The following is a 23,321-nucleotide window of genomic DNA, read 5'->3' as shown; positions in this document are numbered from 1 at the left end:
CGCTTGCCACGTTTTGCGCAAAGCGCTGCATTGTTGAGCGGAAAGCGGCTTTTTTTCATCAGAAACAAAAAAAGGCTTGTGTCATGTCGGGGCTTTCGGTAAATTCTCGCCCCGCAGACATCGGTGTGTAGCGCAGCTTGGTAGCGCACTTCGTTCGGGACGAAGGGGTCGGAGGTTCGAATCCTCTCACACCGACCACATTAGAAAAGGCCGCTCCATGAGCGGCCTTTTCGCATTTTGGATACCCCGGTTCTGTGGATATTTATCTCCGGATAGCCTCTCATTGCCCTCCCTCTCTCAGCGCATTATCCCTCATGCAACGGCATATCCCTCGGGGTGGTCCAGTTCAGGCATCCCCTTGCGCCAGGCACTCTGCTCTTCCACGGCCTTCGCCAGCACCAGACCTTCATCGGTGGCCTGCTGGACATGCCGTTGGGCATTCGCGTCATAGCTTCGACCCACATCGATCTAGACGCTGCCGTCGAGGTGGACGATTCCGCGAGGCGCCGTATGACCGCCTGATCGCTATGGCCTGCCAGTCGACGATACTGGCCAGCTCGAGATTCCGCGCAGCGGCCGCTCGACGAGCGGCATGGAGCAGACTCTCAAGCCGAATCTAGGGCCGGTGCCGCCTCAGGCACCGGAACCCGCTGTACCAATAGCGAGACAGTGTGCGCCAGGCTCGGTTGGTTCAGTTATCAACGACTTGCGGTTAGCCACGACCAGTCGGGCGTGTCAGCTGTCTCATCCCTGTGACAGGTCCTCGTTTCAGTGGCTCGTAAGTCCTTGTTTTTCCACACCACACCCATCGGCACAGGGCTTGCTATCAAGGTCTCGTCATGACGACCGGCGGTTGCAGGTGATCGTGTCGATCGGCGCCACCCGGCCACACAAGGAAAGACGTCAAAGGAGACATCGATATGTTAGTCAATAAACGATGGATGACGACGCTGGGAGCCCTGCTCACGCTAGGGCTGCTCGGCGCGACGCCGGTGCAAGCCGCTGACCCCGTTGGGGTGCAGACCACCTTGGAGGGATGCCGCAAAGACGCGGGTTTCACCTTCCCCGATGGCGGTCCCTACATTTGCCCCGACACTGACTACACCACCGGCAACCTCGGCAAGACGTGGAACGAACTCGACCTCGTTCCTTACCGCATCACGCTGCAGGCCGGCAACTCAGCCCCTGCCAACCAGACATACACCCTTGGCGTGGTGCTGGACAACGAGGATGCAAGCCGCCCCGGATATGACATCCTGTCGACCCCGGTGCTGAACCTGGCCAAGTCGAGCGCGTCCTGCCAAGCCGTTCAGTCGACGGCGCAAACACCTAAGGTGCCCGGCGTCGGTGGAACCGACGTCTCCATTTACCGGCTGATCACGGTCACACAGGCGGAAAACACCACCTGCGTCTACGACTACTACGGCCGACTGGCCCTGGGTTCGCATCTGTTCCCGGGCTCGTCGCTGCACGCCAACCTCCTGGCCGAAGACCTCGGTACGGGCGGCGCTGGCGCACGGGACGTTTCGATCCCCGTCAAGGAGATCGAGCCGCAGGAAATCTCGAAGACGATGACCGCGCACCAGGGGTCGGAGCAGACCTGGAATATCTCCAAGGGAACCGAAGATACGTTGGACTTCGGCAACGTCTGCCGCAGTGACGCGCCAGAGTCTCTTCCCGTCCAGATCACTGTCACCTGGACCAAGGCGGAGGTCATCGGCGGCAAGGTTGCGGTCAACATAGTGCTGAACGCGAAGAATCCGGCCGCACGTACCATCACCATCGACTTGACGGACAAGCTGTATAAGGGCTCGAACAACTCTGGAGCCTTGCTCGGCACCTTCAACAAGGGTCCGTTCGATCTCGCTGCCGGCTTCAACGGCATGGTCGCCGAATTCACAGAGGAATTCGATGCGGCGACGGCGGGCAAGGTCGGTGACTGGCTGCACAACGAGGTGTCAGGGACCTATACGGATAAGGCAACTGGCATCCCGGTCCCGGGCACGACGACGGCGGTTGCGGACGCACAGATCCAGCAGGGTGCGGTCACTAATGCCTCGACGACCATCAAGGACGTGGAGGACATCGACGGCGTGGGCCTGATGTATGCAGTCGGGGCTCCGTCGTTTGGCGGCTTCCTGGATGGCTACCTCGCGGATACGCAGACTGACGGCGTGGTCACCTGGGAGGCGACCGGCCTGACAGACGGTGGCTCCATCACCTTCGACAAGGAGGTTTACCTCGACGATCCGAAGCGCGTCACGACGGGCATGCTGAGCGATATCGCCTATCTGTCCGCCTCGGACGGGTTCATTGCCCAGACCGATCAATTGCAGATACCCATCGCCTCGTCGGTGAAGGCCAAGCTCACTATCCAGAAGAGCATCCCGAGCTTCCTGGATACGGGCGAAAAACTCGAGGTGACGTTCCACATCACCCGCGCGGATGATCCGACGTTCAGCAAGACGAAGGTCATCACCTTTACCGGTGGTGGCGCGACGACAGAGTCCGTCACGGCGTGGGGCCTGGTGCCCGATCTCTACTACGTCGAGGAGCAGGGCAACATGTTCTTCGCCGCAGGCAGCGACACGGGTGAGCCCGCCAATCTGGTCGATAAGCGCGATCCAGCCGTGTACCCGAACCCCAGGCCGGTAGATCTCCGTCTCGAGGAGGGCATTGCCACGCATTGCGCGGCGACTGCCGACTTCCAGAACGAACCAGGGGATCGTCTTGCCTTGGCGCAGGTGCAGAAGACCACCGAGCCGCTACTCGAAAGCTCGGACGACGACTATGACTGGACCTTCAGTCTGTACGGTCCGGGCGGTGGCTTGCTGAGCACGCAAGTGGTTGGCGCCGGTGCAGGCTACGGCATGTTCCAGGGGGCGGGCGGCGACTTGGAGCTGCTGGCCGAGGGCACCTACACAGTCGTGGAGACGACCAAGACGGGTTGGGACCTGATCTCGGCCGATCCGGACTCGGTTCCGAAGGACCAGATCTGCGACTTTACGGTTGACTACCCCGAGGATATTGGCAAGACGTTCTCTTGCTCGTTCCTGAACCGCAAGCTCGGCAGGGCGCAGGTCCTCAAGACCATGAACGGCCTCCCCGACCTGGGCAGCTACTCGTTCATCTTCGTGCTGCGGCAGGGTGCCACACCCTCGGTTAACGGCCTGACCCTCGAGTCTTTGTCGGCCAATACCGGGAACGGCGGCACTCTGGCGTTTACAACGGCGCTCGTCCCGAACCAGATCTATCAGATCTGCGAGATCATGCTGCCGGGGTGGCTCAGCAACTTCGGGACCTTCGTTCCGAATGCGTTCATGCCGCCGGATGGAGTGGTCATCAACCCGAATGTCGACAACAGTATTCTCTGTGGCAATTTCTCGGTTGGCCCGGGTGAGACGAAGGTGTTCACGATCGACAACACCCAGCCCCCGGGTGGCCGCGCGTTGACCATTGGCTACTGGCGGAACTGGGCGTCCTGTTCCAAATCCAACGGCAAGCAAGAACCCGTGCTCGATCAGACGCTGGCATCCTTTGCCGGTGGTGGCGTCTACATCGGCAAGCTGTTCGTGGATACCTGCCAGGAAGCGGTACGCATCCTGAGCAAGCAGGACGTCGGGACCGGCAAGCAGAAATCGAGTGATCCGGCGTTCAACATGGCAGCGCAACTGCTTGCAGCCAAGCTGAACGTGCAAGCCGGGGCCGGCCAGTGCCCGAACGCGGTCACGGCTATGGTCGCGGGCCAAGCCATTCTCGATGGACCGCCGCCTAGCTATGCGGTGAACTTCACCGGGACGGGTGATTATCCGAAGAAGGGCCAGTTCGCGACCGAGGCGAACAACCTCGGCACGACGTTGGATCAGTACAACAACAACTACCTGTGCACAGGACCGTAACGGCGTAACACCGTTGCATCCAACTGAAGGGCCCGGCGCAAGCCGGGCCCTCTTCTTATGTCTGGCGACCTGGAATCCTCAGCGAAGGTCACTTGCGCTTGGCTGCAAAGCCGGCGGTGGCTCAGCAGCTCGCGCTCGAGTCATTGCCCACTCTGTCCACCGCGCTAGTCGGCATGTATCAGCGAGTCAGCCACACCTGCGTAGGTGGTGGCCGTGGTGCCAGTCAGCACACAGTTGCGCTCCGGGGTACAGTATTCCCGTGATAGCCACCTTGAATGGTGTTCCCTGATTTTTGCGGTCATGCAGTACCCTTCTGTCCACTGCTTGCGTCGTCGTTAGTTCAGTGAGCCAAGTCTTCCTGCTTGCGACGGGCTGTTCCCGTCAACAGCCATCCTCGTTTGGCCATTGGCAGGGGTGTTACCTTGTTACCGGCAAAGAGAGAGCCGATGCTTTTCACCCACAGGGCCATGGCTGGGCGGATCCCGGCTAGCTAGTCGTAGTGGGCCTGGACCCCGCATACTGCCGACACCCCGACACCCCGACACCCCGACACCCCGACACCCCGATGCTGATGGTGTGGCTGGTGGCAAGCTTTGCGACGCGCTAGTCCGAAGGCAAGCCTTGGCGTCATGGCGGTGCGGTGCAGATCGTGCGGAGTCCAATGGGAGATGATGCAGTCGTCACGCCAGGACGCGTGTAGGTTTTGTTCGGGACTAATTGGCCGGAGGTACGAATGCGCTCACACCGACCACGAGAAGGCCGCTCCATAAGCGGCCTTTTCGTATCTGAAGTTTGCCTGATGCCTTCGGCAGGATGGGGGCTCAGGCCCTGAACGCCGGCCATTAAAAGGGCCACCGCTCGGTGGCCCAGGGGTGGAGTCTGATCCTGACTCCGGCACTCTAGATTGTGGCAATCTCGTTGTGGGTCTTGTCGATGCTGCCCTCCTTGCGCCCGGGGCGCTTAATCAGATATGCCAATGTTGATGGCGCAATGCCTTGAAGCCGTGCTGAGTTTGCAGAGCCGCATGCTTGGGGTACTCACTAATGAAATGTTCGATTCCCTCCATCAGTTGTAGACGCAACGAAGACACGGGCTCATGCCAGGCTTGCAGGCAGAGATGGCCGGGGATCAACTGCTCTTGGTACTCTTCCAGCAGTTGTTCTGGCCAAGGTTCGATACCGGAATCGTGTCGCAGTAGATAATGGGCGGCGGGCTCACGGGCATAGATGAACTGAACTTGGGCCAAGTCGCGTTGGCTTAGCGTTTGACTGCCGATGTGGCAAGTCAGATATTTTCCCGTCTTCAGATCCAAGAAGTGACCGCGTTGCCGACAGGCTATGATGCGATACCAAGGCAAGGGCGAACAGAGAGAATACCCTTCCAGCTCCTGTTCCAACCAGTGGCGACACTCGGGCGTATGTACCTCGTCGAGCAGGAGCTCGATCTGTGTCAGCAAGGCTCTGGATGGTTTGGTAGCCAGCATCGCGCTCATCGTCTGCACTCCTCCCTCTGCACACAATCCCGACTTTCAGTATGGACCCTGGGTGGCGGCGGGGGTAACAATTCTAATGATTAAAATCGGCTTAGAAGTGCAGTTTTTATGCAATAACGGCCATTAGCCGACCAGGTAGGTGCCGGTGCCGAAGGCGATGTGGGTGCCTTCCTCGTTGTGCAGCTCCATGCGGGCAACGGCCACCTTGCTGCCGGCGCGGATGATGTGGGCGGTGGCGATGAACTCGTTGCCGCGGCCGGGCCGCAGATAGTCGACCCGCAGATCTATGGTGCCTAGGCGGGAGAAGCGCTCCTTGAGGTAGCTGGGGGAGAAGTCTTCCAGTTCGTCGATGCAGGAGGCCGCGACTATCATGCCACCCGCCACGTCCAGCAGGCTGGCGGTGACGCCGCCGTGCAAGATGTTGTGGAAGGGGTTGCCGATGAGTTTGTCCTCCATCTTGATGCGCAGCTCCACCTTGTCGAAGTCGTAGTGGGTCACCTGCATGCCGATCAGCTTGTTGAAGGGCATCCGTTCGGCGAACAGGTTGGCGATACCACTGAGCGCCATCTTCTTCAGCATCTGTTTCATTCCCTGATCCCAATCCCTGGCGCTAAAGCCGAGTAAAAACTCCAGCCAGTCTGCAACACTTCCTTAACAGTCGCAATGGCAGGTTTATTGTGAGCGGCGGCTGCTTTAGAATGGCGACCCCAAAGGAGAGCCCATGACCGCTGTTGCCGACACCCAGCCCGACTTTCAACCAGAGAGTCCGCTTGCCCTGCTGCAGGCGGTCTTCGGCTACCAGCAGTTTCGGCCGGGCCAGCTGGAGATCATCGAGCAGATAGTGGCGGGGCGCGATGCCCTGGTGCTCAAGCCCACCGGTGGCGGCAAGTCGCTCTGCTTCCAGATCCCGGCGCTGCTGCGCCCTGGCTTGGGCGTGGTCGTATCCCCGCTCATCTCCCTGATGAAGGATCAGGTCGACAGCCTGCGCGCCAACGGCGTGGCAGCGGTCTACATCAACTCTGCCCTGAGCCGGGAGGAGATGATCCAGAACTTCGCCGCCATGCGCCGCGGCGAGATCAAGCTGGTCTATGTCTCGCCGGAGCGGCTGTTGCAGCACGAGTTTCTGGATCGGCTGGCGGAGCTGCCGCTCGGTCTGTTCGCCATCGACGAGGCGCACTGCGTCTCCCAGTGGGGCCACGACTTTCGGCCGGAATACGCGGCGCTGGGGCGGCTCAAGCAGTGGTTCCCCCAGGTGCCCGTGGTGGCGCTCACCGCCACCGCCGACGAGGCGACCCGCAGCGACATGCTGCACCGCCTCGAATTGCACGATCCCTTCATCCACACCGCCAGCTTCGATCGCCCCAACATCCGCTACAGCCTGGTGGAGAAGTTCAAGGCGGCGGAGCAGCTGCTGCGCTACGTGCAGAGCCAGAAGGGCAACTGCGGCATCGTCTATTGCTCCAGCCGCAACCGGGTGGAGGAGGTGGCCGAGCGGCTCTCCCGTCACGGCTGCAAGGCGGCCCCTTATCATGCGGGCCTGCCGCTGGAGCAGCGGCTGCGCACCCAGGATGCCTTCCTCAAGGACGACGTCGAGATAGTGGTGGCGACGGTGGCGTTCGGCATGGGCATCGACAAGCCGAACGTGCGCTTCGTGGTGCACTACGACATCCCCAAGAACATCGAATCCTACTATCAGGAGACGGGGCGGGCCGGCCGTGACGGCACCCCGGCCGAGGCGCTGCTGCTGTACGATCCCGCCGACATCGGCCGGGTGCGGCGCCTGCTCGACAACATCGAGAACCCGCAGCAGCTGCAGGTCGAGCAGTACAAGCTGAACGTGATGGCGGCCTTCGCCGAGGCCCAGACCTGCCGTCGTCAGGTGCTGCTCAACTACTTCGGCGAGTACAACGACAAGCCGTGCGGCAACTGCGACATCTGCCTGGATCCCCCCAAGAGCTACGATGGCACCGAAGACGCCCAGAAGGCGCTCTCCTGCGTCTGGCGGGTGGGGCAGAACTTCGGGGTAGGTTATGTGGTCGAGGTGCTGCGCGGCTCGCTGAACCAGCGCATCAAGGATCACGGCCACGACAAGCTGTCGACCTACGGCATCGGCAAGGATCAGAGCCACGAGTACTGGATGAGCGTCATTCGCCAGCTGATCCACAAGGGCTTGCTGACCCAGAACATCACCCGCAACCTGGTGCTGCAACTGACCGAGGCGGCCCGCCCGGTGCTGCGCGGCGAGGTGCCGCTGGAACTGGCGGTGCCACGGCTGCAGCCCATCTCCAGTCGCAAGGAGAAGCGCAATGGCCTGCTCGACAGCGCGAACTACGACAAGCGGCTGTTCAAGGAGCTGCGCAACCTGCGCAAGCAGATCGCCGAAGAGGAAGAGGTGCCGCCCTACGTGGTGTTCAACGACGCGACCCTGGTGGAGATGGCCCAGCTGATGCCGATGACGGAAGACGAGATGCTGGCCGTCAACGGGGTGGGGCATCGCAAGCTGGAGCGCTTCGGTGAGGCCTTCATGGATCTCATCATCGAGTATTGCCGGCGCTAGAGAGCCACCCTGATGGAGATGGGGTCAGCGACGATGCCGATGACGGAAGACGAGATGCTGGCCGTCAACGGGGTGGGGCACCGCAAGCTGGAACGCTTCGGTGAGGCCTTTATGGACCTCATCATCGAGTATTGCCGGCGCTAGACGGCCGGTTCGCCGCCGGCCGTGGCTTCTTCCCGGTTCCCCGTTATTTCAGGCTGGCGTAGTAGGCCGCCAGGTTGTCCATGTCCGCCTCGGTGAGCGCGGCCATGAAGGGGGCCATCATGGGATCCTGGCGCTTGCCCTCCTTGAAGGCCTTCAGCTGCTTGACCAGATAGGGGGCATTCTGGCCCGCCAGATTGGGATAGATAGGCACGCTGGCCTTGCCCTCAGGCCCGTGGCAGGCGGCGCACAGGGCGGCCTTCGCCTTGCCCGCGTCCACATCGGCCGCCCTGGCGTGCTGACCCCAGGCCAGCGCCAGCAGGGGCAGGACATACAGCCATTTTTGCATCTTCTTTTCCTCGATTTGAAATAGAACACAGTCCCGTTGGCCTGACGCAGGCCAACGGCGGTATAAAAGAGTGACACGAGCATACGCAGGGATGAACCACGCCACCATGAAGCTGATCAACACTTTCGCCACCGAACTGCCCTGGGCCTGCGAGCCGGTGGCCCCCCAGCCCCTGCACAACGCCAGGCTGCTGCACCTCAACCAGGATCTGCTGCGCGAGCTGGGGTTGGCGGACGTCAGCGCGGCCGACTGGCTCGTCTGCTGCGGCCAGGGCCGGCCGCTGCCGGGCATGATGCCGGTGGCCCAGGTCTATGCGGGTCATCAGTTCGGCGGTTACAGCCCGCGCCTCGGTGATGGCCGGGCCCTGCTGCTGGGTGAGCAACAGGCGCCGGACGGCCAGCGCTGGGATCTGCACCTGAAGGGGGCTGGCAAGACGCCTTTCTCCCGCTTCGGCGACGGCCGCGCCGTGCTGCGCTCCAGCATCCGCGAGTATCTGGCATCTGAGGCGCTGCATGCCCTCGGCATCCCCACCACCCGCGCCCTGGTGCTGGTGGGCAGTGACGAGCCGGTCTACCGGGAGCAGGTCGAGAGCGGGGCGACCGTGTTGCGCACCGCACCGAGCCACCTGCGTTTCGGCCACTTCGAGTACTTCGCCTGGAGCGGCCAGGGGGAGAAGATCCCGCAGCTCATCGACTATCTGCTGCGCCACCACTTCCCGGAGCTCAGCAACGGGGCCGAGCTGTTCGCCGAGGTGGTGCGCCGCACCGCGCGGCTCATCGCCAAGTGGCAGGCCGCCGGCTTCTGCCACGGCGTGATGAACACCGACAACATGTCCTTGCTCGGGCTGACCCTGGATTACGGTCCCTACGGCTTCATCGACGCCTATGTGCCCGACTTTGTCTGCAACCACTCGGATCCGGGGGGCCGTTACGCGCTGGATCAGCAGCCGGCGGTCGGTTACTGGAACCTGCAGAAGCTGGCCCAGGCGCTGGCGGATCAGGTGGACGGCGACGCCCTGGCGGCGGCCCTGGCCCAGTACGAGCATCAGCTGATGCTGCACTACTCGGAGCTGATGCGGGCCCGACTCGGGCTGGAAAGCTGGGAGGAGGAAGACCCGGCCCTGTTCCGCCAGCTGTTCCAGCTGCTGGCGAGCCAGGGAGTGGACTATCACCTCTTCCTGCGCCGTCTGGGTGGCTTGACTCAACAGGGGGAGTGGCCTCTCCCTCTGCTGGCGCTGCTGCCGGATCCCGCGCTCTGGCAGGGGTGGCTCGAACTCTATCGGGCGCGGCTGGTCCGCGAAGGCAGTGACGATGGGACCCGCAAACTGCAAATGGAGGCCGTCAATCCCAAGTATGTGCTGCGCAACGCTCTGGCCCAGCAGGCGATAGACGCCGCCGAGGCGGGCGACATGGCCCCGTTCGAGCGGCTGTTTGCGGCCCTGCGGCACCCTTATGACGAGCAGCCCGACTACGAGGATCTGGCGACCCCGGTTCCCCAGTGGTATTGCGGCGGTGAGCTCTCCTGCAGCAGTTGAGGAGTACATGATGAGTTGGCGTGTAGCGCAGATAGACACGGAATCAGCGGTGCTGATGCTGGCTTGCCCCGGCCTCTGCTGGGACAACTTTCCCAGCCTGGCCGACGCCTTGCTGCAGGAGTGGGAACTCGGAGTGCTGGAGCAGGAGTGGGGAGCGGATCGCCACAGCTGGCTGCTGACATTCGAGGGAAGCCAGCTCAGGCTGGAGTTCGATCACCACGGCGGCTGCTGGCTGGAGGCGCTGCGCCCGTCCGATCGGGAGGTAGTGCTCTGGCTGGGTCGGCAACACAGGGCCTGAGCCCGGCTCGCCCCGGCCGGCGATGACGGCCTCGGCTGCCGCATCAGAATTGAACTGTCGGCCTGGGGTGCATGACGTTGTCCTTTGATGAGCGTTGCCGCAGGCCGAACCCATAGCATAAGGATTGAACTATCACGCCGGGGGCGTATAATCTCGCCCCTCAATTATCGCCAATGGTGGCGGTATGGGTTCCCTAACCCCATTAACCAAAAAGGTCACAACATGAATCTGACCCCTGCTCAGCACCATACGGCGCTGGTGCGCCTCTCTTTGTTCCACATTCTGATCATTGCCAGCAGCAACTATCTGGTGCAACTGCCGATCACCGTCTTTGGCTTCCACACCACCTGGGGCGCCTTCAGCTTCCCGTTCATCTTTCTGGCCACCGATCTGACGGTGCGGATCTTCGGCGCCGGACTGGCCCGCAAGATCATCCAGACCGTGATGCTGCCTGCGCTGGCCATCTCCTATGCGCTCTCGGTGCTGTTCTTCGAGGGCAGCTACCAGGGGATCGGCAACCTGGCCGAGTTCAACCTGTTCGTGGCGCGCATCGCCCTGGCCAGCTTCATGGCCTATCTGGTGGGCCAGTTCATGGACGTGGTGGTGTTCAACCGCCTGCGGCTGCTCAGGGCCTGGTGGGTGGCGCCGGCCGCCTCGACCCTGTTTGGCAACCTGGTGGATACCATCGCCTTCTTCAGCATCGCCTTCTGGCGCAGCACTGATCCCTTCATGGCCGAGCACTGGGTCGAGATAGCCACCGTGGATTATGTCTTCAAGCTGCTGATAAGCTTGGGGTTGTTCGTGCCGCTCTACGGCGTGCTGCTGCGCTACCTCAGCCGCAAACTGGTGGGGGAGGCCGGCCTTGCCGGTCTGCAACCGGGGAGCCGTCAGGCCTGACGAGAATGACCACCGCATGGGTGGTCATTTTTTTTGCACTTCTCGCAAATAAGGCTTGCACAGTTAAATGAGAATGATTATTGTTACCTTGTTTTCCGGGAAAGACTTCATTCATTCCAACGTGATGAACTTCTTGTGAAGGCACGACATTGCTCACATTGCTTCCAGTTAAGGGGCCAGTTTTTTACTGGCCCTCTTTTTTTGGCTGTTTTTCAGCAAGTTGCAGTCATAAAAAATGGGAGCCTTGGCTCCCATCTTCAGTCTGTGTCGGCTCACTCTATATCGAGTGCATCGGGGGAGAGGATCACCCCCGTGGTGTCCGCGTAGAGGTGATCGTCCGGCAGGAAGGTGACGCCGCCGAAGTTGACCGGCAGATCGGTCTCACCCACGTCCTTGTGGTCGGCGCCGACCGGGATGGCGGCCAGGGCCTGGATGCCGATATCCAGATCTTCCAGGATATCGACCTCGCGCACGCAGCCGTAGCAGACGATGCCTTCCCACTCGTTCTCCGCCGCCGTGGTGGCGATCTCGCTGTCGATCAGGGCCCGGCGCATGGAGCCGCCGCCGTCGATCAGCAACACGCGACCGACGCCGTTCTCCTTGACCAGTTCACGGATCAGGCCGTTCGATTCGAAGCATTTGACCGTGGTGATGACGCCGCCGAAAGAGGCACGGCCGCCGAAGGAGCAGAGCATGGGTTCGAGTACATCCACCATGTCCTGATAGATGTCGCACAGTTCTGAAGTGTTGTATTCCATTGAGTCAAATCCACCGCTGGAAACAGGTGGATCCAGTATAAGGAGTGGGACTGGCATTTCAATGAATATTCCTTGAACAAGCATGGGGATAAGAGGCGGCGCATCGATTCCCCGCAGCCCATGGCCTGGTCGCCGAGAGGCTCAGAGTATCGCGCTGCCATGGGGGGATTTTTATCACCCGCCTTGTGGGTCAGGGGGCATGAGCCCACCCTCCCGGCCGAAAAACAAAGGGGCCATCAGGCCCCTTCATATTGGCGCCGATCCGGCACTAGAGCAGGAACAGGGTCGCCAGCCCGAGGAAGATGAAGAAGCCACCGGTGTCGGTGATGGCGGTGATCATCACGCTGGCCCCCACCGCCGGATCCCGGCCGAGGCGGGTCATGGTCATGGGGATGATGACCCCCATCAGGGCCGCGACCAGCAGGTTGAGTATCATGGCCAGGGTCATCACGGCGCCCAGCGCCGCATCCTGATAGAGGAAGTAGGTGGCGACCCCCATAGTGCCGCCCCACACCAGGCCGTTGATCAGCGCCACCCCCAGCTCGCGCCACAGCAGGAAGGAGACGTTGCCCGGCTGGATTTGCTGCAGCGCCAGCGCCCGCACTATCATGGTGATGGTCTGGTTGCCGGTGTTGCCACCTATGCCCGCGACTATTGGCATCAGCGCCGCCAGCGCCACCAGCTGCGAGATGCTGTGCTCGAACAGGCCGATGACGCGCGAGGCCATGAAAGCGGTGCAGAGGTTGAGGGCGAGCCAGGCCCAGCGGGTCTTGACCGCCTTGCTGACCGGGGCGAAGACATCTTCATCCTCGCTGATCCCCCCCATGCGGCGCAGATCGGTGTCGCTCTCCTCATAGACCAGATCCACCACCTCGGCGACGGTGAGCCGGCCCATCAGCTTGCCCTTGCCATCCACCACGGCGGCGGAGATGAGATCGTCCCGCTCGAAGGTGCGGGCCGCGGCCTCGTCGTTGTCTTCCGGATCGAAGGTGACGGGGTTGCGCTCCATCACGTCCCCCACCTTGGTATCGGGCTTGTGCAGCAGCACTGTGGTGAGCGGCAGCTCCCCCTGCAGCCGGTTGCGCCTGTCGGTGACGAACAGCTTGTCGGTGTTGGTTGGGATCTTGCCGAGCTGGCGCAGATAGCGCTGCACCGTCGCCAGGCTTATGTCGGCCCGCACCGTGATCAGCTCGAAGTCCATCATGGCGCCGACCGTGTGCTTGCCGTAGCGGATCACCTCCCGCACCCGATCGCGCTGGTCTGGGGCCATGGAGGTGAGCAGCCGCCCCATCAGGTTGCGGGGCAGGTATTGGCCGAGGTAGATCTGATCGTCGATGTCGAGGGTGCGCAGGGCGTGCAGCAGCGCCTTGTCGCTCATGCCGCTGATCAGACTGTCCCACACCGTCTCCGACGCCTCGACCAGGATCTGGCCATGCCTCTCCGGGTCCACCTGCTGCCAGAGCACGTGGCGCTCGTCCGGCGGCAGGGATTCCAGCGCATCGGCGACGTCGGCGGCCGGCAGGCTGTTGACCAGACGCGTCAGCTCGCTGGTCTGATCCCGCAGCTCGGCGTCCTGCACCCCCTGCGGATCCAGCAGGCTGTCGGTGAGGGCATCGTCGGCCAGCAGCAGGGTGAGGATGCGGGATCTGTCGTGTTCACGCTGCTTGGCGCTGTTCTTGGGGGGGAGAGACATGCAACAAGATTCCTGAATTCGGTTGGCCGGATGGCCGTGCCCCATAGGATACCAGACCCAAAACAATAGGTTATGACTGTAAATGCAGTAAAAAAACGCCACCCTCAGGGTGGCGCTTGCAATACAGGGGAGTTGGGCACCGGATCAGGCGGATGCCATCGTCTGCAGCGGGTCGCTGGCCTGACCGAACCAGGCAAGCTGGTCGGCCAGGGTGACGACAGAGCCGACCATGATGAGGGCCGGACTCTCGACCCCGACCGCCAGCTCGGGCAGCCGGTCCAGGGTGCCACGAATGACCCGCTGGCTCGGCTGGGTGCCGCGCTCGATCAGCGCCACCGGGGTGTCGCCGGCCTTGCCGTGCGCTATCAGTCGCTCACGGATCACCCCACAGGACGAAAGCCCCATATAGAACACCAGGGTCTGCCGATCCCGAGCCAGCAGAGGCCAGTCGAGATCCTGGGCGCCGCCCTTGCCGTGGGCGGTGACGAAGCGCACGCTCTGGGCGTGATCCCGGTGGGTGAGGGGGATGCCAGCATAGGCGGCGCAGCCGCTCGCGGCCGTGATCCCCGGCACTACCTGGAAGCCCACGCCGCTGCCGACCAGCGTCTCCAGCTCCTCGCCGCCCCGGCCGAAGATGAAGGGATCGCCACCCTTCAGCCGCACCACCCGTTGCCCCTTCCTGGCTTCCTCCAGTAAGAGTTGGTTGATGCCCTCCTGGGGCACGCAGTGGTTGCCCGCCTGCTTGCCGACGAAGATGCGTCTGGCATCGCGCCGTACCAGTGCCATCACCTCGTCCGACACCAGCCGGTCATAGACCACCACATCCGCCTGCTGCATCTGGCGCAGGGCGTGCAGGGTGAGCAGGCCGGGATCGCCGGGGCCGGCGCCCACCAGGATCACCTCGCCCTTGGCACCGGCATCCTCGGCAAAGAGCGCGTCGGTCAGCTGGTTGGCGGCAGCTTTGTCGCCGCGCGCCAGCGCCTGACCGAGCCGGTCGGCGCCGAGCAGCCGCTCCCAGAACTGGCGTCGCTCCCCCATGCTGGCGAAGCGGGCCTTGACCCTGTCTCTCAGGCCGCCGGCAAAGGCCGCCACCGCGCCGAGGTGCTGGGGCAGCAGGGCCTCCAGCTTCTCGCGCAGCAAACGGGCCAGCACCGGGGCCTTGCCACCTGAGGAGATGGCCACCATCAGCGGCGATCTGTCGATGATCGACGGCATGATGAAGCTGGAGCGTTTGGGGTCATCCACCACGTTGGCAAAGATGCCCGCCTGGTTCGCGCTCTGGTAGACCAAGGCGTTGACCTCGCGCCTGTCGGTGGCGGCCACCACCAGCCACTTGCCCGTCAGCTGCGCCGGCTCGAACTCGGCGGCCAGCCAATCGATGGTCCCGTCGGCGGCAAGGGCCGCCAGCTCGGAGTCGAGCATGGGGGAGACCACCGTCAGTCGGGCGCCGGCGTCCAGCAGCAGGCGCGCCTTGCGCTCCGCCACCTCACCGCCGCCAACCAGCAGCACGGGTTTGTTGTCGAGTCGGCAAAAGATGGGCAAGTAGTCCATGGGGCCTCCGGATCAGGCGGTTTGGGTCTGGCTGACGGTGGCGCTGGCGTCGGTCACTGGGACGGGACGCTCCACCTTCGGGGTGGCATACCAGTAACCGAGGCCCATGAAGATCGCGCCGGAGACGGTATTGCCAAGGGTGACCCACAGCAGATTGTGGCCTATGCCACCCAGGGTGTAGGCCTCGGAGTGGGCGCCGAACCAGGAGAGGGCGAACAGGGTCATGTTGGCGATCGAGTGCTCATAACCGGAGGCGATAAAGGCCAGCAGGCACCACCAGATGGCGATGAACTTGGCCGCGCCCTCGGTGCGCAGCGCCATCCAGATGGCGAGGCAGACCAGCCAGTTGCACAGCACCCCCTTCATGAACAGGGTCAGGGCCGGCGCCTGGGTCTTGGCCAGCGCCACCTTGTGGGCCAGGCTGCCCGCGTCCGGCAGCAGGCTGCCGCCGTAGGAGTAGATCAGCGCCACTGCTATGGAGCCGAGCAGGTTGCCGGCCCAGGTCTGGGGCAGGATGCGCAGCAGATCCCCCATGGAGATCTTGCCCGCCTTCACCCCCAGGGTGAGGAACATGGTGTGGCCGGTGAACAGCTCGGAGCCGGCGATGATCACCAGGGTCAGGGCGATGCCGAAGGTGGCCCCCATCACCAGCGGACGGATGGCCGGATCCACCAGGTTGCCCAGGGTGAAGATGAGGATGATGCCGAGGCCTACATAGGCCCCCGCCATGGCGGAGCTCAGCCAGAAGCCGAGTTTGTCGTCCCGCTCGAAGCGGTTGATGCGGGCCGCGTTGGCGGCGCACTTGTTGATGGTGTCGGTATACATGCTGGTTCTCTTTAAACGGGCCGCCCGCAGGCCGCCCTGATGTGTATGGGATTAGGCGGCGACCCAGACCTGCTGGTCACGCACTTCAACGGCATAGGCCGCAATCGACATGGCCGGATTCTCGAAGCAGTGGCCGTCGCTCAGGCGAAAGCGCTGCTTCTTGAGCGGGCTGGCGACCCAGAGCGCGCCGTCGTGTTCACAGATGATGCCCCGCGACAGCACGTTGGCGGCGAAGAAGGGATCCCGGTTGTCGATGGCGAACACCTCGGCCGCCTCGCTCGGGCGGAACAGCGCGATCTGGTGACCTTCGATCAGGGCGCAGACCCCGGTACCAGGCAGTATGTCGTTGAGTTGACAGGCTAATTTCATCACTTCATCTCCGCTTCGCATTGGATGGGCTGGCTATCCAGCAGGGCGCAGACGCTGTTGCCAAGAATCACGTCATTGAGTTGAAAGACCGATTTCATTACTTGGCCTCCACTTCGATCTGGTAGACGGGGATGCGCTCCGCCGGGGTGGCGGGCCTGTGCTGGTCACGCTCGCTGACGAACTGCACGTCAGGGTCGCGTTTGCCGCTGTTGATGAAGTGGCTGAAACGCTTGAGCGCCTCCTCTTCATTCAGGGTGCGAGACCACTCGCACTCGTAGCCGTCGATCAGCACCTGGATGTCACGTTCCAGGGTCTCATTCAGTCCCAGCTTGTCGTCGACTATCACCTCGCGCAGGTAGTCGACGCCCCCTTCCAGGTTGCCGAGCCAGACCGAGGTGCGCTGCAGCTTGTCGGCGCTGGTGACGTAGAACATCATGAAGCGGTCGATCAGCTTGATCAGGCTCTCGCGATCGAGATCGGAGGCCAGCAGATCGGCGTGGCGCGGCTTCATGCCGCCGTTGCCGCCCACATAGAGGTTCCAGCCCGCGTCTGTGGCTATGATGCCGACGTCCTTGCCCTGGGCTTCCGCACATTCGCGGGTACAGCCGGAGACCCCGAACTTCATCTTGTGCGGGGTGCGAATGCCCTTGTAGCGATTCTCGAGGAAGACCCCGAGGCCGACGCTGTCCTGCACGCCGAAGCGGCACCAGGTGCTGCCGACGCAGGTCTTGGCCATGCGCAGCGCCTTGGCGTAGGCTTGGCCGGTCTCGAAGCCGGCGGCCAGCAATTTCCGCCAGATGGCGGGCAGATCGTCTTTCTGGGCACCGAACAGGCCGATGCGCTGGGCGCCGGTGATCTTGGTGTAGAGCCGGTAGTCGCGGGCCACCTCGGCCACCGCCAGCAGCCCTGCTGGGGTCACTTCACCACCGGCCATGCGCGGGATGACGGAGTAGCTGCCGTCCTTCTGCATGTTGCCGAGGAAGATGTCGTTGGTGTCCTGCAGCTGGGTGTTCTGCGGGCTCAGCACATGGCCGTTCCAGCAGGAGGCGAGGATGGAGCCGACCGTGGGTTTGCACACCTCGCAGCCATAGCCCTGACCGTGCCTGGTCAGCAGCTCGTCGAAGCTCTTGATCCCTTCCACCTTGACCAGGTGGAACAGCTCCTGGCGGGAGTGGGGGAAGTGGGCACAGAGGTGGTTGTTGACCTCGATGCCCTGCTTCACCAGCTCGGCGTTGAGCACCTGGCTGATGAGCGGCACGCAGCCGCCGCAACCGGTGCCGGCCTTGGTGTGCTGCTTGATGGCGGCCAGCGTGGTGTGACCCTCGGCCACCGCCTGGGCGATGTCGCCCTTGGAGACGTCGAAGCAGGAGCAGATCTGGGCGGTCGATGGCAGGGCATCGACCCCCAGGGTCGGCTTGGCACCGGCATAGGCGGGCAGGATCAGGGTGTCCGGGTGGGATGGCAGCGGCATGGCGTTGAGCATCAGCTGCAGCAGGTTGCCGTAGTCATCCACGTCGCCGACCAGCACGGCGCCGAGCAGGCGGCTGTTGTCTTCGCTCACCACTATCCGCTTGTAGACCCCGGCCTGATCGTCCTGGAACACATAGCTGTGGCTGCCGGGCGTGCGGCCGTGGGCATCGCCGATGGAGCCGACGGAGACGCCGAGCAGCTTGAGCTTGGCGCTCATGTCCGCCCCCTCGAAGCGGCTGTCGCCGCCGAGCAGGTGATCCACCGTGATCTGGGCCATCTTGTAACCCGGCGCCACCAGGCCGAAGAAGCGGCCTTGCCAGGCGGCGCACTCGCCGATGGCATAGATGTCGGGGTCGGAGGTGAGGCAGTGATCGTCGACCGCGACGCCGCCGCGCTCGGCTATGGCCAGTTCACAGTAGCGGCCGAGGGTGTCCTGCGGGCGTATGCCGGTGGAGAAGACCACCACGTCCACATCAAGCGCGCTGCCGTCGGCGAAGGCGAGGCGGTGTTTGGCCTCCTTGCCGCCGTGCATCAGGATCTCGCTGGTGCTCTTGCTGGTGTGCACCTGCACCCCCATGGACTCGATCTTGCGGCGCAGCAGCTGGCCACCCTGACCGTCGAGCTGCTCCGCCATCAGCACAGGGGCGAACTCCACCACGTGGGTCTCGAGGCCCAGCGCCTTGAGGGCACCGGCCGCCTCCAGCCCGAGCAGACCGCCACCCACCACCACGCCGCTCTTGCCGCTCTTGGCGGCGCTGCGGATGGCCTTCAGATCCTCGATGGTGCGATAGACGAAGCACTCGTGGTGCTGGCTGCCCTGAATGGGTGGCACCCAGGGGTAGGAGCCGGTGGCCAGCACCAGCTTGTCATAGCCGACCACTGTGCCCTTGTTGGAGTGCACCTCGCGGGCCGCCCTGTCGATTTTTTTCACCGCCTCGCCGAGCAGCAGACGGATGCCGTGCTTCTCGTAGAAACCGGGTTTGACGAGGGAGAGATCTTCGCTGGTGTGGTGGGAGAAGTAGGAGGAGAGATGGACACGATCGTAGGCGGGACGGGGTTCTGCACTGAAGACGGTGATCTCGAATCGGCCCGGATCGGCCCGCTCGATCAACTCTTCGATGAAGCGGTGCCCCACCATGCCGTTCCCTATGACGGCCAGTCTGACTTTGCTCATGATTGCCTCTGATTTGGAGTAATAAAACGTCATTCTGGCGTTAGGCTACCCAGTCACGGGGGGCGGGCAATTGATGCAAATCAAGTGTCTATTTATATATCCCCTCAGAGGTAAGTTGGTGAAATAGAAAGATATGCATAAATAGGTATACCAGTGGTGCAATTAGGCTGATGGCGTGCCGAATGGCAATGAGGGGGCTGCGGCCACCGTCGGTGGGTCGGCACTCAGGGGGGAGGGTAGCGATAGACCGGCGGCTCGTTCGTGGGCCGCCACTCGTTCACTTTTATCATTCGGCTGGGCGGCCTAGGGCGGCTTGGCTCGCCAACCATGATGAAAAAACACCTCGGCGAGGAGGTGTCTATCGCACGCTCCCAAGCGGGGAGCTGCCCCGGGATCAGCGCGTTGGCTGTGGCGTTTGATAGGGCGCGCGGGCGCAGGTCTCGCGGATGAGATGGCGCAGCCAGCGGTGGGCCGGATCGGCATCGAGCCTGGGATGCCAGAGCAGGGCCAGGGTGATTTTGGGCAAGGGGAAGGGCAGGGGCAGGGTCACCAGATCGGCGTGCAGGGCGGCGCAGTGCAGCGCGGGCACGGTGGCCACCAGATCGCTGCCCCGCACCAGCGCCAGCGCAGTGGCAAATCCCGGCACCAGGGTGGTGATGGTGCGCTCCAGCTTGAAGACGGCGAGCGCTTCATCGATGGGGCCGTGCTCCTGCCCGCGACGTGACACCATGATGTGGCGGGCGGCGGCATAGCGGGCGGCGGTCAGGGGGCCTTCGCACAGGGGATGACCGGGGCGCACCACGGCGACGAAGCGATCCTGGAACAGCGCCTGGGTGTGCAGCTCGGGCGCCGTGTTGGCGCCGATCACTCCGGTCTCGAAATCCAGCTCACCGCCGCGCAGGGCGTGGCTCTCCTTGTCGGGCTTGGCCATGAAATGCAGCCGCACCCCGGGCGCCTCGGTGGCGAGCCGGGTCAGCAGGGCCGCCCCGACGCTCTCCACGAAACCGTCGCTGGCCCTCAGCCGGAAGGTGCGCACCAGGCTGGCCGGATCCACCTCCTGCTGGGGGCGAAGCACGGCCTCGGCCTCCTGTACCAGCTGGCTGACCTGCTCGCGCAGGACCAGGGCGCGGGGGGTGGGCACCAGCCCCCGGCCGGCCCGCACCAGCAGGGGATCCCCCGTGGTCGCGCGCAGCCGGGCCAGCGCCCGGCTCATGGCGGAGGGGCTGAGCCGCAGCCGTCTGGCGGCGCCGGCCACGCTGCCCTCATCGAGCAGCGCCTCCAGGGTTAGCAGCAGATTGAAATCGGGTGTGCTCATGATCTTTGCCTCGCCGAGCCTTCAGGGTGACCGCCTCATGGCGATGCCTCTCGCCTCATCATACGCGAGAATGGGCGCCTTCATATGGCGTTCCGTGCAGCTATAAGCTGCAAGTCGTGCGTCTTCCGCCGGTTCAGCTTGCTGGCTAGCCTTGTCGGCATCCTAGTCCGCCGGAGCTCATGCCCATGCCACACAATATCGTCCTTTCCCCCCCTCTGACTCGCCGCCTCGGCCTGCTGGCGCTCGGGCTCGCCACCCTGTTGCCCATGCTGGCGGGGAGCATGGCCAACATGGTGCTGCCGGCGCTGGAGCAGGCGTTTGCCGTGCCCTTTGCCAGCGTGCAGTGGGTGCTGGTGGCCTACCTGCTGGGGCTCACCTGCCTGACGGTGGTGGCCGGGCGGCTCGGTGACCGGCTCGGCCGGCGTCGCCTGCTGCTCTGGGGCCTTGGACTGTTTGCGCTGGCCTCCCTGCTGTGCGCCCTGGCGCCCTCCCTCGGCTGGCTGATCGCGGCGCGGGCCCTGCAGGGGGCCGGGGCGGCCTGCATGCTGGTGCTCGCGCTGGCCATGGTGGGGCAGCTGGTGGGGCCGGCGCGCCGTGGCTGGGGCATGGGGCTGCTCGGCACCCTGTCGGCCTGCGGCACTGCCCTTGGCCCCTCGTTCGGCGGCCTGTTGATAGGTACGTTCGGCTGGCAGGCGCCCTTCCTGCTGCTGGTGCCCGTCAGCCTGCTGGCGCTGGGGGCCGGCCTGCTCGGCCTGCCTGCGGAGGGTGCACAGCCGAAAAAGGAAAACATCCCCCTCGCGCGCCTGCTGATGCTGGTGATGGCGCTGCTCTGCTACGGGCTGGCGCTGACCTCGGGGGGCGCCCTGGCGCTCTGCTGGGGGGCGGGGGCACTGCTCGTCGCCGTGCTGTTCGTGCGCCGCGAGCGCCTCGCCCGCTCCCCCCTGCTGCCGCTGACGCTGCTGGCCGCTCCCCGCCTGCGCGGCGGCCTGCTCGCCAGTGCCCTGGTGGCCAGCGTGATGGTGGCAAGCCTGCTGATCGGCCCCTTCTACCTGCGGGGAGTGTTCGGCCTCGATCTGGGGACGGTCGGGCTCATGATCTCGGGCGGGCCGCTGTTGGCGGCCCTGACGGGGATGCCCGCCGGCTGGCTGGTGGACAGGGTAGGTGCGCGGCGGGTGGTGCGGCTGGGGCTGATGGCCATGGCGAGCGCGGCCCTCGGGCTGGCGACCCTGAGCAGCGGGCTGGGCCCGCTCGGTTATCTGCTGCCCATACTGCTGCTGACCGCCGGCTATGCCCTGTTCCAGACTGCCAACAACAGTGCCCTGGTGGGGGCGGCGAGCGAGCAGACGAGGGGGGCCGTGGCCGGCTTGCTGACCCTGTCGCGCAATCTGGGCCAGCTGACGGGGGCCGCCGGGCTCGGTGGCCTGTTTGCCAACCTGGTGGGCACGCACAGCCTGGTCACGGCCATGGCGGCGGATCTGGCGTTTGCCATGCAGGCCAGCTTTGCCCTGGCCGGCTTGTTGATCGGCGGGGCGCTCTGGCTGGTCGGGCGCCGCCATGAGGGGGCACTGGTGGTGAGTTGAGGGGGAAACCATGCGGCATAAAAAAACGCCTCCATCGGGAGGCGTTTTTAGGGCGTCATAGAGCTGGCCTTACAGGATAAAGCGGCTCAGATCCTCGTCCTCGATCAGCTTGCCGAGGTGGGCGTTGACGTAGTCGGCGTCGATCACGAAGGTCGCGCCTGACTGCTCGGAGGCATCGTAGGAGATGTCTTCCATCAGCCGCTCCATCACGGTGTGCAGGCGGCGGGCGCCGATGTTCTCGGTGCGCTCGTTGACCTGCCAGGCGGCCTCGGCCAGGCGGCGGATGCCGTCCTTGGTGAACTCGATCTTGACCCCTTCGGTCGCCATCAGCGCCTGGTACTGGTCGGTGAGGGAGGCGTTCGGTTCGGTCAGGATGCGCTCGAAGTCTTCGGTGGTCAGCGCGGTCAGCTCGACCCGGATCGGCAGACGACCCTGCAGCTCGGGGATGAGATCCGACGGGCGTGCCACCTGGAAGGCGCCGGAGGCGACGAACAGTATGTGGTCTGTCTTCACCATGCCGTGCTTGGTGTTGACGGTGCAGCCCTCGACCAGCGGCAGCAGATCCCGCTGTACCCCCTCGCGGGAGACGTCGGGACCGGAAGACTCACCGCGCTTGCAGATCTTGTCGATCTCGTCGAGGAAGACGATGCCGTTGTTCTCGACCGCGTGGATCGCCTTCTGCTTCAACTCTTCCGGGTTGACCAGACGGGCGGCCTCCTCCTCGATCAGCACCTTCATGGCCTCCTTGACCTTGATCTTGCGCTTCTTCTTCTGCTGCTGACCCAGGTTCTGGAACAGCCCCTGCAGCTGGTTCGCCATCTCTTCCATGCCCGGCGGGGTCATGATGTCGACCCCCATGGGGCTGGCGGAGAGCTCGAGTTCGATCTCCTTGTCATCCAGCTGGCCTTCCCGCAGTTTCTTGCGGAACACCTGGCGGGTGTTGGAGTTGTCGGCCTTCTCCTCCTCGCCCCAGCTGTTGCGCGGATTGGGCAGCAGGGCGTCGAGGATGCGCTCCTCGGCGGCTTCCTCGGCGCGGTATTTCATCTTCTCCATCTCGGTCTCGCGCACCAGCTTGATGGCGACATCGGTCAGATCGCGGATGATGCTGTCCACTTCCTTGCCCACGTAGCCCACCTCGGTGAACTTGGTCGCTTCCACCTTGATGAAGGGGGCGTTGGCCAGCTTGGCGAGGCGGCGGGCGATCTCGGTCTTGCCGACGCCGGTCGGGCCTATCATCAGGATGTTCTTCGGCGTCACCTCGTGGCGCATCTCCTCGCTGAGCTGCATCCGGCGCCAGCGGTTACGCAGGGCTACGGCCACCGCACGCTTGGCATCGGCCTGGCCGATGATGTGGCGGTCCAGCTCGTGAACGATTTCTCTCGGGGTCATCTCGGACATGATGGCATTCCTGTATCCGGG

At 63.9% G+C, this 23,321-nt stretch carries 18 protein-coding genes and 1 tRNA gene; 8 read left to right on the top strand and 11 right to left on the bottom strand.

What is annotated here, in order from left to right; all coding sequences use genetic code 11:
- Positions 1-121: 121 nt before the first annotated feature.
- Positions 122-198: transfer RNA gene (locus tag KW821_RS15395), tRNA-Pro, on the top strand.
- A gap of 722 nt (positions 199-920) precedes the next feature.
- Positions 921-3,899, top strand: a complete 2,979-nt coding sequence (locus tag KW821_RS15390) for a hypothetical protein (protein WP_218292055.1) — start codon at positions 921-923, stop codon at positions 3,897-3,899.
- Between the two features lie 964 nt (positions 3,900-4,863).
- Here the strand turns inward: KW821_RS15390 and KW821_RS15385 are convergent.
- Positions 4,864-5,391, bottom strand: coding sequence for a hypothetical protein (locus KW821_RS15385; protein ID WP_042654404.1), 528 nt, complete (start codon positions 5,389-5,391; stop codon positions 4,864-4,866).
- 123 nt (positions 5,392-5,514) lie between these two features.
- Complete coding sequence (locus KW821_RS15380; RefSeq protein WP_042654403.1) at positions 5,515-5,979, bottom strand: thioesterase family protein; 465 nt, start codon at positions 5,977-5,979, stop codon at positions 5,515-5,517.
- Positions 5,980-6,112: 133 nt separating this feature from the next.
- Between KW821_RS15380 and recQ the strand changes: the two genes are divergently transcribed.
- Positions 6,113-7,948, top strand: a complete 1,836-nt coding sequence (gene recQ, locus KW821_RS15375; protein ID WP_218292054.1) for an ATP-dependent DNA helicase RecQ — start codon at positions 6,113-6,115, stop codon at positions 7,946-7,948.
- A gap of 9 nt (positions 7,949-7,957) precedes the next feature.
- Positions 7,958-8,092, top strand: coding sequence for an HRDC domain-containing protein (locus tag KW821_RS15370; protein ID WP_371317614.1), 135 nt, complete (start codon positions 7,958-7,960; stop codon positions 8,090-8,092).
- A 43-nt stretch (positions 8,093-8,135) separates the two neighbouring features.
- Here the strand turns inward: KW821_RS15370 and KW821_RS15365 are convergent, their stop codons facing one another.
- Entirely contained in the window at positions 8,136-8,438 is a 303-nt protein-coding gene (locus tag KW821_RS15365; RefSeq protein WP_218292052.1) for a c-type cytochrome, read from the bottom strand.
- Positions 8,439-8,544: 106 nt separating this feature from the next.
- Here KW821_RS15365 and KW821_RS15360 point away from each other — a divergent pair, with 106 nt between their 5' ends.
- The 3 genes from KW821_RS15360 (at position 8,545) to KW821_RS15350 (ending at position 11,167) form a co-directional block, all read left to right on the top strand.
- A complete protein-coding gene (locus KW821_RS15360) occupies positions 8,545-9,972 on the top strand; it encodes a YdiU family protein (RefSeq protein ID WP_218292108.1) in 1,428 nt (475 codons plus the stop codon).
- A 10-nt stretch (positions 9,973-9,982) separates the two neighbouring features.
- Positions 9,983-10,270, top strand: a complete 288-nt coding sequence (locus KW821_RS15355) for a DUF3630 family protein (protein WP_218292051.1) — start codon at positions 9,983-9,985, stop codon at positions 10,268-10,270.
- 222 nt (positions 10,271-10,492) lie between these two features.
- A complete protein-coding gene (locus tag KW821_RS15350) occupies positions 10,493-11,167 on the top strand; it encodes a 7-cyano-7-deazaguanine/7-aminomethyl-7-deazaguanine transporter (protein WP_218292050.1) in 675 nt (224 codons plus the stop codon).
- Positions 11,168-11,439: 272 nt separating this feature from the next.
- Here KW821_RS15350 and rraA read toward each other — a convergent pair whose 3' ends face one another.
- The 7 genes from rraA to KW821_RS15315 all read right to left on the bottom strand — a co-directional run bounded on the left by rraA (position 11,440) and on the right by KW821_RS15315 (position 20,322).
- Positions 11,440-11,925, bottom strand: a complete 486-nt coding sequence (rraA, locus tag KW821_RS15345; RefSeq protein ID WP_042654398.1) for a ribonuclease E activity regulator RraA — start codon at positions 11,923-11,925, stop codon at positions 11,440-11,442.
- Between the two features lie 268 nt (positions 11,926-12,193).
- Positions 12,194-13,618, bottom strand: coding sequence for a magnesium transporter (gene mgtE / locus KW821_RS15340; RefSeq protein ID WP_218292049.1), 1,425 nt, complete (start codon positions 13,616-13,618; stop codon positions 12,194-12,196).
- Between the two features lie 144 nt (positions 13,619-13,762).
- A complete protein-coding gene (gene cysG / locus KW821_RS15335) occupies positions 13,763-15,169 on the bottom strand; it encodes a siroheme synthase CysG (RefSeq protein WP_218292048.1) in 1,407 nt (468 codons plus the stop codon).
- A 12-nt stretch (positions 15,170-15,181) separates the two neighbouring features.
- Positions 15,182-15,994 carry a nitrite transporter NirC gene (gene nirC, locus KW821_RS15330; RefSeq protein WP_218292047.1) on the bottom strand — a complete coding sequence of 271 codons (813 nt, stop codon included), beginning with the start codon at positions 15,992-15,994 and terminating at the stop codon, positions 15,182-15,184.
- 51 nt (positions 15,995-16,045) lie between these two features.
- Positions 16,046-16,363 carry a nitrite reductase small subunit NirD gene (gene nirD, locus KW821_RS15325; RefSeq protein WP_218292046.1) on the bottom strand — a complete coding sequence of 106 codons (318 nt, stop codon included), beginning with the start codon at positions 16,361-16,363 and terminating at the stop codon, positions 16,046-16,048.
- Between the two features lie 97 nt (positions 16,364-16,460).
- Positions 16,461-19,007, bottom strand: a complete 2,547-nt coding sequence (gene nirB, locus KW821_RS15320; RefSeq protein WP_218292045.1) for a nitrite reductase large subunit NirB — start codon at positions 19,005-19,007, stop codon at positions 16,461-16,463.
- Positions 19,008-19,401: 394 nt separating this feature from the next.
- Positions 19,402-20,322 carry a LysR family transcriptional regulator gene (locus KW821_RS15315; protein ID WP_218292044.1) on the bottom strand — a complete coding sequence of 307 codons (921 nt, stop codon included), beginning with the start codon at positions 20,320-20,322 and terminating at the stop codon, positions 19,402-19,404.
- A 179-nt stretch (positions 20,323-20,501) separates the two neighbouring features.
- Between KW821_RS15315 and KW821_RS15310 the strand changes: the two genes are divergently transcribed.
- Positions 20,502-21,902 carry an MFS transporter gene (locus KW821_RS15310; protein WP_371317613.1) on the top strand — a complete coding sequence of 467 codons (1,401 nt, stop codon included), beginning with the start codon at positions 20,502-20,504 and terminating at the stop codon, positions 21,900-21,902.
- A gap of 69 nt (positions 21,903-21,971) precedes the next feature.
- Here KW821_RS15310 and hslU read toward each other — a convergent pair whose 3' ends face one another.
- Entirely contained in the window at positions 21,972-23,300 is a 1,329-nt protein-coding gene (gene hslU / locus KW821_RS15305; RefSeq protein WP_042654391.1) for an HslU--HslV peptidase ATPase subunit, read from the bottom strand.
- Positions 23,301-23,321 lie beyond the last annotated feature (21 nt).

Origin of the sequence: Aeromonas sp. sif2416, assembly GCF_019218665.1 — a bacterium.
In the GTDB taxonomy this organism is placed as follows: domain Bacteria; phylum Pseudomonadota; class Gammaproteobacteria; order Enterobacterales; family Aeromonadaceae; genus Aeromonas; species Aeromonas encheleia.
The sequence above is the reverse complement of the archived record's forward strand: the minus strand, read 5'-3'. Positions and strand labels throughout refer to the sequence as shown.

What these genes read in the sequence shown, in the direction of transcription:
- KW821_RS15365 (WP_218292052.1), bottom strand. Translation starts at nt 8,438, where the DNA reads ATGCAAAAATGGCTGTATGTCCTGCCCCTGCTGGCGCTGGCCTGGGGT.
- hslU (WP_042654391.1), bottom strand. Translation starts at nt 23,300, where the DNA reads ATGTCCGAGATGACCCCGAGAGAAATCGTTCACGAGCTGGACCGCCAC.
- rraA (WP_042654398.1), bottom strand. Translation starts at nt 11,925, where the DNA reads ATGGAATACAACACTTCAGAACTGTGCGACATCTATCAGGACATGGTG.
- nirD (WP_218292046.1), bottom strand. Translation starts at nt 16,363, where the DNA reads ATGAAATTAGCCTGTCAACTCAACGACATACTGCCTGGTACCGGGGTC.
- nirC (WP_218292047.1), bottom strand. Translation starts at nt 15,994, where the DNA reads ATGTATACCGACACCATCAACAAGTGCGCCGCCAACGCGGCCCGCATC.
- KW821_RS15310 (WP_371317613.1), top strand. Translation starts at nt 20,502, where the DNA reads ATGCCCATGCCACACAATATCGTCCTTTCCCCCCCTCTGACTCGCCGC.
- KW821_RS15315 (WP_218292044.1), bottom strand. Translation starts at nt 20,322, where the DNA reads ATGAGCACACCCGATTTCAATCTGCTGCTAACCCTGGAGGCGCTGCTC.
- KW821_RS15350 (WP_218292050.1), top strand. Translation starts at nt 10,493, where the DNA reads ATGAATCTGACCCCTGCTCAGCACCATACGGCGCTGGTGCGCCTCTCT.
- KW821_RS15355 (WP_218292051.1), top strand. Translation starts at nt 9,983, where the DNA reads ATGAGTTGGCGTGTAGCGCAGATAGACACGGAATCAGCGGTGCTGATG.
- cysG (WP_218292048.1), bottom strand. Translation starts at nt 15,169, where the DNA reads ATGGACTACTTGCCCATCTTTTGCCGACTCGACAACAAACCCGTGCTG.
- KW821_RS15390 (WP_218292055.1), top strand. Translation starts at nt 921, where the DNA reads ATGTTAGTCAATAAACGATGGATGACGACGCTGGGAGCCCTGCTCACG.
- nirB (WP_218292045.1), bottom strand. Translation starts at nt 19,007, where the DNA reads ATGAGCAAAGTCAGACTGGCCGTCATAGGGAACGGCATGGTGGGGCAC.
- KW821_RS15385 (WP_042654404.1), bottom strand. Translation starts at nt 5,391, where the DNA reads ATGAGCGCGATGCTGGCTACCAAACCATCCAGAGCCTTGCTGACACAG.
- recQ (WP_218292054.1), top strand. Translation starts at nt 6,113, where the DNA reads ATGACCGCTGTTGCCGACACCCAGCCCGACTTTCAACCAGAGAGTCCG.
- KW821_RS15360 (WP_218292108.1), top strand. Translation starts at nt 8,545, where the DNA reads ATGAAGCTGATCAACACTTTCGCCACCGAACTGCCCTGGGCCTGCGAG.
- KW821_RS15380 (WP_042654403.1), bottom strand. Translation starts at nt 5,979, where the DNA reads ATGAAACAGATGCTGAAGAAGATGGCGCTCAGTGGTATCGCCAACCTG.
- mgtE (WP_218292049.1), bottom strand. Translation starts at nt 13,618, where the DNA reads ATGTCTCTCCCCCCCAAGAACAGCGCCAAGCAGCGTGAACACGACAGA.